Below are 14,041 nucleotides of genomic sequence, written 5' to 3' on the forward strand. Positions count from 1 at the left end.
TTTACAGGTCCAGCAGCAGGCGGGCCGGGTCTTCCAGCGCTTCCTTCATCGCCACCAGGCCCAGCACAGCTTCGCGGCCGTCGATGATTCGGTGGTCATAGGACATGGCCAGGTAGTTCATCGGGCGAACCACGACTTGGCCGTTCTCCACCACAGCGCGATCCTTGGTGGCGTGCACGCCCAGGATGGCCGATTGCGGCGGGTTAATGATCGGGGTCGACAGCATCGAGCCGAACGTGCCGCCGTTCGAGATCGAGAACGTACCGCCGGTCAGGTCGTCCAGCGTCAGCTTGCCGTCCTTGGCCTTCTGGCCGAACTCGGCAATCTTCTTCTCGATATCGGCCAGGCTCATCTGGTCGGCATTGCGCAGGATGGGCACCACCAGGCCACGCGGCGAGCCGACAGCGATACCGATGTCGAAATAGCCGTGGTAGACGATGTCGTTGCCGTCAACCGACGCGTTGATCACGGGGTACTTCTTCAGCGCGTGGACAGCGGCCTTCACGAAGAACGACATGAAGCCCAGCTTCACGCCGTGGGTCTTCTCGAACTGGTCCTTGAACTTGGCGCGCAAGTCCATCACCGGCTTCATGTTGACTTCGTTGAAGGTGGTGAGGATCGCGTTGGTCGATTGCGACTGCACCAGGCGCTCGGCGATACGGGCGCGCAGGCGGCTCATCGGCACGCGCTCTTCCGGACGGTCGCCCAGGGCGGCGAAGTCCACCGGTGCAGCGACTTGCTGCAGCGCCGGACGTGCGGCTTGCGGTGCAGCAGCGGCAGCCGGCTTGGCGCCACCAGCCACAGCACCCAGCACGTCGCCCTTGGTGATGCGGCCATCGCGGCCCGTGCCGGCCACTTGGCCAGCCGACAGATTGTTCTCAGCCATCAGCTTGGCAGCCGACGGCATGGCCACGCCACCCGCTGCAGCTGCAGCCGGAGCGGCAGCAGCCGGTGCCGGCGCAGCGGCTGCAGGAGCCGGTGCAGCAGCAGCCGGAGCGGCGGCGCCTGCCTTGCCTTCGGTGTCGATCTTGGCCAGCAGCTGCTCCGACGTCACGGTTGCGCCGTCCGCCACCAGCACTTCAGCCAGCACGCCAGCCGACGGGGCCGGCACTTCCAGCACGACCTTGTCGGTCTCGACTTCGATCAGGATTTCGTCCTGGGCCACGGCTTCGCCCGGCTTCTTCTTCCAGGAGATCAGCGTGCCTTCTTCAACGGACTCGGAAAACTGCGGGACCTTGACTTCAACGATAGCCATTTCGGTGCTTCCTTGGATTCATGTGCACGTGCTCCTCTTGTTCGGGAGCCGCGCCAATTCGATATACGGTGGAATTCGGGAGCGAAGATGCGTCAAGGCGACAGCCGAAGCTGCCGCCCTGGTGCAGATGTCGCTTACTTGTTCAGCACGAAGCCCTTGAGCTTGCCAAACGCGGCATCGATCAGCGCCTTCTGCTGCTCGTTGTGCTTCGCGTAGTAGCCCACGGCCGGAGATGCCGATGCCGGGCGGCCTGCGTAGCCCAGCTTCTGACCTTCGGTCATGTTCTCCAGGATGTAGTGCTGCACGAAGAACCAAGCGCCCTGGTTCTGCGGCTCGTCCTGGCACCACACGACTTCAGCAAGGTTCGGATACTTCTTCAGCTCGGCTGCGAACGCCTTGTGCGGGAACGGATAGAGCTGCTCCACACGGATGATGGCTGTGTCGGTCAGGCCACGTTCCTTACGAGCGTTGACCAGGTCGTAGTAGACCTTGCCCGAGCAGGCCACGATGCGCTTGACCTTGGCGGCGTTCAGATCTTCGGCCGTATCGGCGATCACCGTCTCGAAATGGCCCTTGGCCAGATCCGACAGCGGCGACACAGCGTCCTTGCTGCGCAGCAGCGACTTCGGCGTCAGGATGATCAGCGGCTTGCGGAACATCCGGATCATCTGGCGACGCAGCAGGTGGAAGATTTGCGCCGGCGTGGTCGGCTGCACCACTTGCATGTTGTGGTCTGCGCAGAGCTGCAGGTAACGCTCCATGCGTGCCGAGCTATGCTCCGGACCTTGACCTTCGTAGCCGTGCGGCAGCATCAGCGTCAGACCCGAGGCACGACCCCACTTCACTTCGCCCGACGAGATGAACTGGTCGATCACCACCTGTGCACCGTTAGCGAAGTCACCGAACTGGGCTTCCCAGATCACCAGGGTGTTCGGCTCAGCCGACGAATAGCCGTACTCGAAGCCCATCACGGCCTCTTCCGACAGCACGGAGTCGATCACCGTAAAGGGAGCTTGGCTCTCCGACACATTCTGCAGCGGGATGTAGCTGCCGGCGTCCCAACGCTCGCGGTTCTGATCGTGCAGGACTGCGTGACGGTGCGTGAACGTACCGCGACCAGCATCCTGACCGGTGATACGCACCGGGTAGCCAGACGCCACCAGCGATGCGAAAGCAAGGTGCTCGCCCATGCCCCAGTCCAGCGACAGCTCGCCCTTGCCCATCTTGGCGCGGTTGTTGACAACGTTCTCAACCAGCGGGTGCAGCTTGAAGTGATCCGGGATGGCGGTGATGCGCTCGGCCAGACGCTTGAGTTCGGCCATCGGCACAGCGGTATCGGCGGCATCCGTCCACTTGCGGTTCAGGAACGGCATCCAGTCCACAGCGAACTTGTTCTTGAAGTTCGACAGCACCGGGTCGACCGTGTGCTTGCCCGCGTCCATGGCAGCACGGAATTCCTGCACCAGGGTGTCCGGCTCTTCAGTCTTCAGCGTGTTCTGCGTGACAAGCCTGTCTGCGTAGAGCTTGCGCGTGCCGGGGTGCGTGCCGATCTTCTTGTACATCAGCGGCTGCGTCATCGCCGGCGTGTCTTGCTCGTTGTGGCCGAGCTTACGGAAGCAGATGATGTCGACCGCGATGTCCTTTTGGAACTCGGTACGGTAGTCCACGGCCAGTTGCATGGCCAGCACGACGGCTTCCGGATCGTCGCCGTTCACGTGCAGGACCGGCGCTTCGATCATCTTGACCACGTCGGTACAGTACAGCGTCGAGCGCGAGTCGCGCGGGTCCGACGTCGTGAAACCGATCTGGTTGTTGATGACGATGTGGATCGTGCCGCCCGTGCCGTAACCGCGCGTTTGCGCGAGGTTCAGCGTTTCCATCACGACGCCCTGGCCGGCGAAGGCTGCGTCACCGTGGACTTGCACAGCCAGCACTTGCGCGCCGTGCTTGTCGCCGCGGCGCTCCTGACGCGCCTTGACCGAGCCTTCCACGACCGGGTTGACGATTTCCAGGTGCGACGGGTTGAACGCCAGCGACAGGTGGACGGGGCCGCCCGGGGTGGTCACGTCGCTCGAGAAGCCCTTGTGGTACTTCACGTCGCCGGCCGGCAGGTCGTCCACGTGCTTGCCTTCGAATTCGGCGAACAGGTCGGCGGGCATCTTGCCCAGCGTGTTGACCAGCACGTTCAGACGGCCGCGGTGGGCCATGCCGATCACGATTTCCTGCACGCCCTTGGCGCCGGAATGCTGGATCAGTTCGTCCATGGCCGCGATGAAGCTCTCGCCGCCTTCCAGCGAGAAACGCTTCTGACCGACGTACTTGGTATGCAGGAAGCGCTCGAGGCCTTCAGCGGCTGTCAGGCGTTCCAGGATGTGCTTCTTCTTTTCAGCCGAGAACGTCGGCTTGGAGCGGATGGTTTCCAGACGCTCTTGCCACCAGCGCTTTTGGGCCTGGTCGCTGATGTACATGAACTCAGCGCCGATCGAGCCGCAGTACGTTTCGCGCAGGTTGTTGACCAGCTCGCGCAGGCTCATCGATTCCTTGCCGAAATACGTGTTGCTGGCATTGAAGATGATGTCCTGGTCGGCTTCGGTGAAACCGTAGAAAGCCGGGTCCAGATCCGGCACAGGCGGGCGCTCCTGACGCTTGAGCGGATCAAGATCGGCCCAACGCAGGCCCACATTGCGGTACGCGGCGATCAGCTGCGTAGCCGACACGCGCTTGCGACCCATATCGGAATCGGCAGACGCGACAATCGTCTTGATCGGGCCGGACTTGGCGCGCTCAGCGAACGACGTGACGATGGGGGCGTGGGGGATATCCCGGGCGTTGGAACCGTCGACGGCGGGGACGTTCTGCAGCGCATCGAAGTACGCGCGCAGTGCCTCGCTAACGGACGTGGGATCTTGAAGGTACGCTTCGTACTGATCTTCAACGTAGGCGGCGTTACCGCCGGACAGGTACGAAGTGTCCAGGTACTGCTTATACAGCTCTGTCATGGGGCGCTCACTTTTCTCCGGGTCTGCCGGAGTTCAGCGGGTTCATCAACCTTCCGCGACACGGCTTGACCGGTTAGCGGATCGCAAACTAAATCGCCTGAAATCACCTGGTCGGACCGGATCGCGCAAGGCAGAAAAGAGGTACCGAGACAGCTTTTACAGACAAGTTGTGCGGGAAGGACCTAAGTCTTCACGGAGCGGAAGCATAGCATGTTTATAAGCAATATTCCGATTCTTTGACGTGACAAACGACGCTTGTTATGCCACGCCAAAGCCATGTTTTCATCACATTCAGGCGGGCGAAATACGGTCCACCCAATCGGTGATCAAGCCGTCCAGTCCCGCGCCCCAGAGCAGATGCGCGCGATCCAGGTCGTTGACCGTATAGCAGCAGACGCGAAATCCTGCGGCGTGTGCCTCGTCAATGATTTCGGGCGTGAGTTCGCGATGGTTGGCGTCGAGTGCCACACAATCCAATGCGCGCAGGCGATCGAGCCAATCGGCGGGGAGCTTGTCGAGCAGCAATGCGCGCGGCAATTCCGGCGCAGCTTCGCGTGCGGCGGCCAAGGCTTCTTCGGAGAACGACGACAGCAGCGGCGGCACGTCGGCGCCGGCCCACAGCGTGCGGGCGTCGAGCGCCACAGCCGCGCCCGTGCGCCACTCCGCGCCTGGCACCGGCTTGATCTCGATATTGGCGAGGAAGTTGTTGGCGCGAAGGTAGCGCGCGATGGCTGCCAGCGTCGGCACCGGCTCACCCGCGTAGGCAGCGCTGTGCCAACTGCCGGCGTCTAGTTGCGCGATCTGACCCACCGTGAGCGCATCGAGGCGGCCCGCGCCGTTCGTGGTGCGATCCAGCGTGGCGTCGTGCAACAGGACCGATGCGCCGTCGCCGGAAAGCTTCACGTCGAATTCGAACATGCGATAGCCGAACGATGCGCCATGGCGGAAGGCTGCCAGCGTGTTCTCCGGCGCCAGCTTGCCCGCGCCGCGGTGTGCGATGGCACGCGGATACGGCCATGCCGGCAAGGCGTGTGCGCCAGTCATGCCAGAGCCTCGATGCGGCGGGTGGTTTGCGGGTCGAACCAGTGCAAGTGCTCGGCGGACGCGGTGATCGGCAGCTTGTCACCGGCCTTTACGCTGGCATGCGGCTCTAGGCGGACCACGACTGGATGACCAGCCAGCGTGCCGTACGCGAACGCATCCGCACCGAGGGCCTCGACCACGCGCACGTCGATGAAGGCGATGGCCTGATCAGCCGAGCACGACTCGATGTGCTCGGGGCGCAATCCCATCAGCGCGTGTTCGGGCAGGTGCAGCCCCATCGGCAGATGGCCGAGCGTGGCCGCAACATCGCCCTCCTTCGCACCATCCACCCGGATCTGCGTGTCGCCACCGGCATTGCGCGACACAGGCACGAGGTTCATCGGCGGCGAGCCGATGAAGCCCGCCACGAACGTGCTGGCCGGACGCGAGTACACCTCAAGCGGTGTACCGATCTGTTCGACCCGGCCGCCGTTGAGCACCATCATGCGATCGGCCAACGTCATCGCTTCGACCTGATCGTGCGTGACGTACAGACTGGTCGTGCGCAGACGGCGATGCAGATCCTTCAGCTCCAGGCGCATCTGCACGCGCAGCTTGGCATCCAGGTTGGAGAGCGGTTCGTCAAACAGGAACACAGCCGGCTCACGCACGATCGCTCGGCCCATGGCCACACGCTGGCGTTGGCCGCCCGAGAGCTGGCGCGGCTTGCGATCGAGCAGTTTGCCGAGTTCGAGAATGCCCGCAGCCTGTTCCACACGCGCTTGAATATCGCTCTTGGGCAAGCCTCGGATCTTCAGGCCGTAGGCCATGTTGTCGAACACGCTCATGTGCGGATACAGCGCGTAGTTCTGGAACACCATCGCGATATCGCGCTCGGCCGGCTCCAGTTCGTTGACGACGCGGTCGCCAATCCACACTTCGCCGCCGGTGATCGGCTCCAGCCCCGCCACCATGCGCAGCAGCGTGGACTTGCCGCAGCCCGAGGGCCCGACGATGACGATGAACTCCCCGTCGCCGATTTCCATGTCGATGCCGTGCACGACCTGGAGGTTGGCGTAATGCTTCTGGACGTTGCGTAGCGAAAGTTTTGCCATCTTGCTTCTTTTACTTTTCGGTTTCGACGAGGCCCTTCACGAACCACCGCTGCATGCCGATCACGATTGCCGCGGGCGGCAACATGGCCAGCATCACGGTGGCCATCAGCAGGTTCCAATCGGTGGCGGAGTCGCCGGAGCGGGAGATCATTTGCGTCACGCCCAGCACGATGGGCGTCATGCTCTTTTCGGTCGTGATCAGGAGCGGCCAGAGGTACTGGTTCCAGCCGTAAATGAACTGGATCACGAACAGCGCGGCGATGCTGGTGCGCGAGAGCGGCAGGACCACGTCCCAGAAGAACTTGAGCGGGCCAGCGCCATCGATGCGCGCGGCTTCCGCCAGCTCATCGGGAATGGTCAGGAAGAACTGCCGGAACAGGAAGGTAGCCGTGGCCGACGCGATGATCGGAATCGTCAGGCCGAAGTAGCTGTTCAGCATGCCGAGATCCGACACCACCTTGTACGTGGGCAGAATCCGCACCTCCACCGGCAGCATCAGCGTGACGAAGATGAGCCAGAAGAATGTCTTGCGCATCGGAAAACGGAAATAGACGATCGCAAACGCCGAGATGATGGAGATCGCGATCTTCCCCAGCGAGATGCCCAGCGCCATGATGAGGCTGTTCATGAGCATGGTGCCGACCGGCGTGGCCGAGTTGCCCATGCCCGACGTGAGCACCGTGCGGTAGTTTTCGATGAGGTGCGGACCAGGGATCAGCGTCATCGGTGCCTGCAGCACGTCTTCGGCCGTCAACGACGACGCGACGAAGACGACGTACACCGGAAACGCGACGATGATCACACCGAGGATCAGCACGACGTGGGTGAGGAAGTCCAGGAATGGACGGCGTTCAATCATGGCGCGTATGCCCTCCTTTCAGTATTGGACTTTGCGTTCAACGTAACGGAACTGGACGATCGTCAGCACGATCACCAAGGCCATGAGGATCACCGACTGGGCCGCCGATCCACCGATATCGAGACCGCGCACGCCGTCTTGATAGACCTTGAACACCAGCGTCTCCGTCGCCTTGAACGGCCCGCCCTGCGTGACAGAATCGATGATGGCGAAGGTGTCGAAGAATGCGTACACGACGTTCACCACCATCAGGAAGAACGTGGTCGGCGACAGCAGCGGAAAAACGATCGACCAAAAGCGCTTCCAAGGCCCGGCACCGTCAATGGCGGCCGCTTCGATCAGCGACTTCGGGATGCTCTGCAGCCCCGCCAGGAAGAAGAGGAAGTTGTAGCTGATCTGCTTCCACGCCGCGATGATGACCACCAGCGTCAGCGCCTGCCCGCCGTTGAGCACGAAGTTCCAGTCCACGCCCATTTTGCGGATCACGAACGACACGATGCCCAGCGAGGGGTTGAAAAGGAAGCTCCACAGCACGCCCGCCACGGCCGGCGCAATGGCGTACGGCCAGATCAGCAGGGTCTTGTAGAACGTGGCGCCACGCAGCGCGCGATCAGCAAAGTACGCCAGCGCCAGCGAGGTGCCCAGACCCACCAGCGCGACGCCAATAGCGAATACCGCCGTGGTCTGGAACGAACCGAGATAGGTCGGATCGTTGAAGAGATCACGAAAGTTCTCCAGCCCCACGAATTCGAGGTTGATGCCGAAGGCATCCTGGCGCAGCAGCGACTGATATAGCGCCTGCCCCGCGGGCCAGAAGAAGAACACCAGGGTGATGACGATCTGCGGGGCAACCAGCACATACGGCAGCCAGCGCGACCGAAAAACGACGCGTTTTTCCATGCGACATTCCAAAAACGCACCGCCGGCCTGTGCGAGCGCACGAGGCCGGCGGTTTAGACGAGCACCGAATCGGCGCTTATTCCTTGACGGTCTTCTCGAAACGGGCGAGCAGCTCGTTGCCGCGTGACACAGCCGTGTCCAGCGCTTCCTTCGGCGTCTTCTTGCCGGCCCAGACGGCTTCCAGCTCTTCGTCGATCACCTGGCGAATCTGCGGGAAGTTGCCCAGACGAATGCCGCGCGACTTGTCGGTCGTCTTGACGATCATCTGCTTGACGGCCACGTCGGCGCCCGGGTTCTTGTCGTAGTAACCGGACTTCTTGGTCAACTCATACGCTTCCATCGTGACAGGCAGGTAGCCGGTCGACTGGTGCCAGTCGGACTGGATATCCGGACGCGACAGGAAGGTGAAGAACTTGGCCACGCCCTTGTATTCGTCAGCCTTGTGACCGCCCATCACCCACAGCGAAGCCCCGCCGATGATGGTGTTCTGCGGCGCGCCGGGCACACCGGCTTCGTACGGCAGAGGCGCCGGGCTGAAGGCGAACTTGGTGCCGACGCCCTTGCGGATGTTCGCCAATGCCGCCGACGAACCCGTGTGCATGGCGCACTCACCCGCGATGAACTTCGCCTTCGGCTCGTCCTTGCGGCCGGCATAGGTGAAGTAGCCCTTCTTCTCCATGTCGAGCAGGTTCTGGATGTGCTTGATCTGCACCGGGCCGTTGAAGTTCAAGCGAGCCTTTGCGCCACCAAAACCGTTGTTCTCGGTAGCGAACGAGACGTTGTGCCAGGCCGAGAAGCTCTCCAGATGCACCCACGATTGCCAGTCGGTCGTGTAGCCGCAGGGCACGCCGGCGGCTTTGAGCTTGGCCGCATCGATGGCCACTTCCTGCCACGTTGCGGGCGGCTTGTTCGGGTCAAGGCCGGCCTTCTTGAAGGCGTCCTTGTTGTAATACATGATCGTCGTCGAGCTGTTGAACGGGAACGACAGCATCTCGCCCTTATTCGACGTGTAGTAGCCAGCCACAGCAGGCACGTAGGCCTTCGGATCAAATTTCTCGCCGGCGTCCTTCATGATCTTGGCGACCGGCACGATGGCGCCCTTGGCGTTCATCATCGTCGCGGTACCCACTTCGAACACCTGCAGGATGGCCGGCGCATTGCCGGCGCGAAACGCCGCGATACCAGCAGCCAGCGATTCGTCGTACTGGCCCTTGTAGACCGGCACGATCTTGTAGTCGGACTGGCTCGCGTTGAACTTGGTGGCGATCTCGTTCACCTTGTCGTTCAAGGCGCCTTCCATCGAATGCCACCATTGGATTTCCGTCACCGCGTACGCGCCTTGCGCAAACGTACACGCGGCCAGTACTGCTGCGGCCCCCGCAATCTTCTTGATCGACATGATTTCTCCTGGTTTCGACCCGGCGGGCTCCCTCGCTCCGCCCACGGCGCGCCGACTGTATATGCACGGTCGGTCATTTTTATGACAGCGGGATGTTACTTGGCTTTCTGTCACAAAGAAATCGGGAAATCCCTCCAAGGTTTGGCTTGCGACGGCCGTTAAAATGGGTCCAAGACACTCTCTTTTGCACCCGCAGCATGCTCGCCCCACCCACCACTCCTGCCGCTCCGGACTCACCTGAAACCACGCCCGTCATCGCCGAGCGGCGTGTTCCGCTAGCACTCCATCAGCTCTCGGATGATGCATTGCGCAATATCACCGGCGTCTTCACCGACGTGGATGGCACCCTCACCACGAGGGGGAAGCTTCCCGCGCAGACGTACTCGGCGCTCGAGCGCTTGCACCGTGCCGGCATCAAGGTCGTGCCGGTCACGGGCCGCTCGATTGCCTGGTGCGAAGTCATCGCGCGGCTGTGGCCCGTAGATGCCGTGATCGGCGAGAACGGTGCGTTTGCCATGCGCGTCGATTCGCGTGGGCATCTGGCCACCGACTTTGTAGACGACGCGCAAACGCGCGCGCGCAATCTGGAGCGCATCCGTGAAGTCGCTGCGGAGATCCGGCGTGCCGTGCCGGGTTCAGCGCTGGCAACGGATCAGGCCTGGCATGCAGCGGATCTCGCTGTCGATCATGCTGAGCAAGTCCCGCCGCTACCGCATCATGCCGTGCAACACATCGTCGACATCATGCGCATGCATGGCATGCATGCCACGGTCAGTTCAATTCACGTCAACGGCTGGTTCGGCAAGCACGACAAGCTGAGCGCCAGCGTGTCGCTCGCACGCCGCGCATTCGGTATCGACTTGCATGCAGAACGTGAACGCTGGGTGTTCGTGGGCGACTCGGCCAACGATGCTGCAATGTTCGAGTTTTTCCCGCTCTCGGTGGGTGTGGCCAATGTGCTGGACGTGATCGATACGCTGCCCGTGCCGCCCGCTTACCTCACAGAGGCCGAGGGCGGTGGCGGCTTTGCCGAAGTCGCTGAACGCATCCTGGAAGCGCGCTCCCTGGCCCTGCCCGCGCCGCGCGACTGACGCGGCATCCTCGCACCGCAACACGACCTGGAGATCCGGCGTCGCTTGCCGCACCCGGCACGCCGCTTGCGCCGAAATTGGGCGTTGCACCGCTTTGCACCATGTGACGGCCTCATAACGGTGCACGCAGTGCCAACGCCCTTTTTTACGCAACCGACAGGAGCCCTCCATGCAAACAGAGAAACTGCGCCAGCGTTTTGAACATGCGGAAAGCACCATCGCCGAACTGGCCCGGACCTGCGCCTCGCACAAGGACGTGCCTGACTCGCTGAAGCAATCGATCCAGCAACTGGACGACCAAGCCCGCCAGTGCCACTCGCGCCTGGAAGGTGCAGAAGACCAACAGACCTTCGTCGAGGCCATCGACAAGCTCGAAGCCTGCTCCGACCGCGCGAAGATGGCCTGCCAAAACGCCACCGGCAAGGTGGACCACTCCGTGGAATCTGCCGTGATGCGCGCACATGAAGAACTGTCGCAGCTGAAGCACAAGCTGCACTAAGCGCGATACGCATTCGCGGCACACAAAAAAAGGGCGGACTCCCTTACCGGAAATCCGCCCAATCCCAATCGCCAAGCTCGACGATATTCGGTGGACTGGCCTTGCTGACACCACGTCAGTCGAAGCCAAGCTCCTGCAATTTGCGCGTGATGGTGTTTCGGCCGATACCCAGGCGCGTTGCCGCCTCGACACGGCGCCCGCGCGTGACACCAAGCGCAGCCTCCAGAATTGCCTTCTCGAAGCGACGCGTAAGCGCGTCCATCACGTCAGGTTGGCCCGCTTCGAGCATGGCCTTGGCCTCGCCGGCGAGCGCACGCTCCCAGCCTGCGGCGATGGATGCGCCCACTGAAGTCGTCGAAAGCAACGCATCGACCGACGGCGTAACACCGTACGGTTCGCCACCATGCGAGGGCTCGCCGATGAAGGCCGGGCGCGCCTGGGCATCGCCCATGGCAGGCAGCATCTGCGCGTTGCCTCGCACCAGATCGGCGGGCAGATCCTTGCTTTCAATGGTCTGCGCCGGCGCCATCACGGTCAGCCAGTTGCAGAGGTTTTCCAGTTGCCGCACGTTGCCCGGGAACGGCAGCGTGGCGATATGCGCCAGCGCATCGTCCGACATGCGCTTGGGCTCCACGCCCAGCTCCTTGGCGCTCTTCTGCAGGAAATGGCGCGCCAGCAGCGTGATGTCTTCCGGGCGTTCGCGCAGCGCCGGCAAGCGCAGACGGATCACGTTCAGGCGGTGAAACAAGTCCTCGCGGAACAAGCCGTCCTTGACGCGCGTTTCAAGATTCTGGTGCGTGGCCGCAATGACGCGCACGTTGGCCTTGAGCGGGTTGTGACCGCCCACGCGATAGAAGTGTCCGTCCGACAGCACGCGCAGCAACCGCGTCTGCAGATCGAACGGCATGTCGCCGATTTCATCAAGGAACAGCGTGCCGCCCTCGGCTTGCTCGAAGCGCCCGCGGCGCATGGTCTGCGCGCCCGTGAAGGCGCCACGCTCGTGACCGAATAGTTCGGATTCCAGCAGATCTTTCGGAATCGCCGCCGTATTCAGCGCGATAAAGGGACCGCTCGCACGCGGGCTGTGCTTATGCAGCGCCCGGGCCACCAGCTCTTTACCCGTGCCGGATTCGCCGGTGATCAGCACCGTCACGTTGGACTGCGACAACCGCCCAATCGCGCGGAACACGTCCTGCATGGCCGGCGCCTGCCCGAGAATCTCAGGCGCGTCGCTCAGGCGGTCGTCGATTTCCTCCTCGCGCAGGCTCTCTTCCAGCGCTCGGCGGATCAGCTCGACCGCGCGATCCACGTCGAACGGCTTGGCCAGGTATTCAAACGCGCCGCCCTGGAACGCCGCCACAGCGCTGTCCAGGTCCGAATACGCGGTCATGATGATGACCGGCAGCCCCGGGTGCTTGGCCTTGATGGCCTGCAGCAGATCCAGCCCCGAGCCGCCCGGCATGCGGACGTCTGAGATCAGGACTTGCGGCGTTTCTTCGTCGAGCGCATTGAGCGCGTCGCGCACGTTGGTAAAGCTGCGCGAGAGCAGGCTCTCACGCGCCAGCGCCTTCTCAAGGACCCAGCGGATGGATTGATCGTCGTCGACTATCCAGATTGGCTTCATGTGTTGGTTCGTCTGCTTGACTTCGTCTCGCCTGGGCCGTCTCGCGCTGCGTTGTTGAAGCTGCGACGCTTCAGTGCAGCGGCACGAGAATGCGGAAATCCGTTTGACCCGGCCTGCTCTCGCATTCGATCAGACCATCGTGCTGCTGCACGAACGTCTGCGCGAGTGTCAGGCCCAGCCCACTTCCCCCCTCCCTTCCGGACACCAGCGGGAAGAAGATTCGCTCGCGGATGTCGTCCGGGATACCAGGACCGTTGTCCACTACATGCAAGTCCAATGCCAGCTTGTAAAGACGTTTTGCAATCGTAACTTTGCGTGCGACGCGTGTGCGCAGAATGATCTCGCCATCGCCCTGCGCAATGCGAGGGCCCAGCGCATGCGCCGCGTTGTGAACGATGTTGAGCACGGCCTGGATGAGCTGCTCCTTGTCGCCTCGAAACTCCGGCAGGCTCGCGTCGTAGTCGCGCACGATCCGCAAACCCTGCGGAAACTCCGCCAGCACCACCGAACGCACGCGCTCCAGCACCTCGTGGATGTTCACATCGCCAACGATATGTGGATGCCGGTGCGGTTCGAGCAGGCGGTCGACCAACGTCTGCAACCGGTCGGATTCCTTGATGATCACCTGCGTGTACTCGCGCAGCGAGCGCTCCGGCAGCTCAAACTCCAGCAACTGCGCGGCGCCGCGAATGCCGCCCAACGGGTTCTTGATCTCGTGCGCAAGGTTGCGGATCAGTTCTTTGTTGGCGGAGGTCAGGTCGAGCAGACGCTCTTCGCGCTCGCTGCGGATCTTCTGCTCATTGGGCAGAAGCTCAAGCAGCACCGAGCCCGGCGCAAAGTCGAGCGCGCCCACGACGGCATGCGCATGCAGCGGCTCATGGCCCACACGGTCGAGCGACACGTCGCGCCGCTTGGCGTCGAACTGGCGAGCTGCCACGGTGGCGATCATCTCGGCCAGCTCCGACGGATCGGCAAACAGCTCGTACAGCGACATCTCGACCAACTGGCGGCGGGACACGGCCAGTGCGGCTTCAGCGGCAGGATTGGCGTAGAAGATCGTCAGCGCCGGATGGCGGACGAACAGAATGGGATTGGGCACCGCGTCGAGCCCGGGGAACGATGGCGGTGCACCATGGGAAAACGGAATCGGCGGCGGCCCGTCGATGGGCTCGCCTACAGAGACCTCCAGCCCGACGGCGGAGGCTGACGGCGCGGATGGCGTCGTCTGTTCCTGTTCATCGCGGCGTGCCGCTTTGCGGATCAGTCGACGCATGGTT

11 protein-coding genes are annotated in these 14,041 nt (G+C 62.7%); 2 read left to right on the top strand and 9 right to left on the bottom strand.

All coding sequences use genetic code 11. The features are described from left to right. Position 1: 1 nt before the first annotated feature. The 7 genes from odhB to ugpB all read right to left on the bottom strand — a co-directional run bounded on the left by odhB (position 2) and on the right by ugpB (position 9,550). On the bottom strand, positions 2-1,255 hold the full coding sequence (gene odhB / locus BG83_RS0106310; protein WP_024975929.1) for a 2-oxoglutarate dehydrogenase complex dihydrolipoyllysine-residue succinyltransferase: 1,254 nt from the start codon (positions 1,253-1,255) through the stop codon (positions 2-4). 134 nt (positions 1,256-1,389) lie between these two features. Next, positions 1,390-4,254, bottom strand: a complete 2,865-nt coding sequence (locus BG83_RS0106315) for a 2-oxoglutarate dehydrogenase E1 component (RefSeq protein WP_024975930.1) — start codon at positions 4,252-4,254, stop codon at positions 1,390-1,392. 291 nt (positions 4,255-4,545) lie between these two features. Then, positions 4,546-5,298 carry a glycerophosphodiester phosphodiesterase gene (ugpQ, locus tag BG83_RS0106320; protein WP_024975931.1) on the bottom strand — a complete coding sequence of 251 codons (753 nt, stop codon included), beginning with the start codon at positions 5,296-5,298 and terminating at the stop codon, positions 4,546-4,548. Beyond that, complete coding sequence (locus BG83_RS0106325) at positions 5,295-6,392, bottom strand: sn-glycerol-3-phosphate import ATP-binding protein UgpC (protein WP_024975932.1); 1,098 nt, start codon at positions 6,390-6,392, stop codon at positions 5,295-5,297. Before BG83_RS0106325 ends, ugpQ begins: the two co-directional genes overlap by 4 nt. Positions 6,393-6,402: 10 nt before the next feature. Next, entirely contained in the window at positions 6,403-7,251 is an 849-nt protein-coding gene (gene ugpE, locus BG83_RS0106330) for a sn-glycerol-3-phosphate ABC transporter permease UgpE (protein ID WP_024975933.1), read from the bottom strand. A gap of 18 nt (positions 7,252-7,269) precedes the next feature. Next, positions 7,270-8,151 (bottom strand): sn-glycerol-3-phosphate ABC transporter permease UgpA, encoded by an 882-nt coding sequence (gene ugpA / locus BG83_RS0106335; protein ID WP_024975934.1) that lies wholly within the window; start codon positions 8,149-8,151, stop codon positions 7,270-7,272. Between the two features lie 76 nt (positions 8,152-8,227). Continuing rightward, on the bottom strand, positions 8,228-9,550 hold the full coding sequence (gene ugpB / locus BG83_RS0106340; protein ID WP_024975935.1) for a sn-glycerol-3-phosphate ABC transporter substrate-binding protein UgpB: 1,323 nt from the start codon (positions 9,548-9,550) through the stop codon (positions 8,228-8,230). 197 nt (positions 9,551-9,747) lie between these two features. On the opposite strand from ugpB, the gene BG83_RS0106345 reads away from it, so the two are divergent. Together BG83_RS0106345 and BG83_RS0106350 are read left to right on the top strand one after the other, a co-directional pair. Beyond that, entirely contained in the window at positions 9,748-10,641 is an 894-nt protein-coding gene (locus BG83_RS0106345; protein ID WP_024975936.1) for an HAD-IIB family hydrolase, read from the top strand. A 169-nt stretch (positions 10,642-10,810) separates the two neighbouring features. Further along, positions 10,811-11,140, top strand: a complete 330-nt coding sequence (locus tag BG83_RS0106350; RefSeq protein ID WP_024975937.1) for a hypothetical protein — start codon at positions 10,811-10,813, stop codon at positions 11,138-11,140. Between the two features lie 115 nt (positions 11,141-11,255). Here BG83_RS0106350 and ntrC read toward each other — a convergent pair whose 3' ends face one another. Both ntrC and glnL read right to left on the bottom strand, forming a co-directional pair. Then, entirely contained in the window at positions 11,256-12,764 is a 1,509-nt protein-coding gene (gene ntrC / locus BG83_RS0106355; RefSeq protein ID WP_024975938.1) for a nitrogen regulation protein NR(I), read from the bottom strand. Between the two features lie 70 nt (positions 12,765-12,834). Then, complete coding sequence (gene glnL, locus BG83_RS0106360; protein ID WP_024975939.1) at positions 12,835-14,037, bottom strand: nitrogen regulation protein NR(II); 1,203 nt, start codon at positions 14,035-14,037, stop codon at positions 12,835-12,837. Positions 14,038-14,041: the final 4 nt, after the last annotated feature.

This window comes from Ralstonia pickettii (assembly GCF_000607165.1).
GTDB classification, from domain to species: domain Bacteria; phylum Pseudomonadota; class Gammaproteobacteria; order Burkholderiales; family Burkholderiaceae; genus Ralstonia; species Ralstonia holmesii.

Excerpts from the sequence above, each read along its gene's own strand:
- odhB (WP_024975929.1), bottom strand. The coding sequence starts at position 1,255 with ATGGCTATCGTTGAAGTCAAGGTCCCGCAGTTTTCCGAGTCCGTTGAA.
- BG83_RS0106315 (WP_024975930.1), bottom strand. The coding sequence starts at position 4,254 with ATGACAGAGCTGTATAAGCAGTACCTGGACACTTCGTACCTGTCCGGC.
- ugpQ (WP_024975931.1), bottom strand. The coding sequence starts at position 5,298 with ATGACTGGCGCACACGCCTTGCCGGCATGGCCGTATCCGCGTGCCATC.
- BG83_RS0106325 (WP_024975932.1), bottom strand. The coding sequence starts at position 6,392 with ATGGCAAAACTTTCGCTACGCAACGTCCAGAAGCATTACGCCAACCTC.
- ugpE (WP_024975933.1), bottom strand. The coding sequence starts at position 7,251 with ATGATTGAACGCCGTCCATTCCTGGACTTCCTCACCCACGTCGTGCTG.
- ugpA (WP_024975934.1), bottom strand. The coding sequence starts at position 8,151 with ATGGAAAAACGCGTCGTTTTTCGGTCGCGCTGGCTGCCGTATGTGCTG.
- ugpB (WP_024975935.1), bottom strand. The coding sequence starts at position 9,550 with ATGTCGATCAAGAAGATTGCGGGGGCCGCAGCAGTACTGGCCGCGTGT.
- BG83_RS0106345 (WP_024975936.1), top strand. The coding sequence starts at position 9,748 with ATGCTCGCCCCACCCACCACTCCTGCCGCTCCGGACTCACCTGAAACC.
- BG83_RS0106350 (WP_024975937.1), top strand. The coding sequence starts at position 10,811 with ATGCAAACAGAGAAACTGCGCCAGCGTTTTGAACATGCGGAAAGCACC.
- ntrC (WP_024975938.1), bottom strand. The coding sequence starts at position 12,764 with ATGAAGCCAATCTGGATAGTCGACGACGATCAATCCATCCGCTGGGTC.
- glnL (WP_024975939.1), bottom strand. The coding sequence starts at position 14,037 with ATGCGTCGACTGATCCGCAAAGCGGCACGCCGCGATGAACAGGAACAG.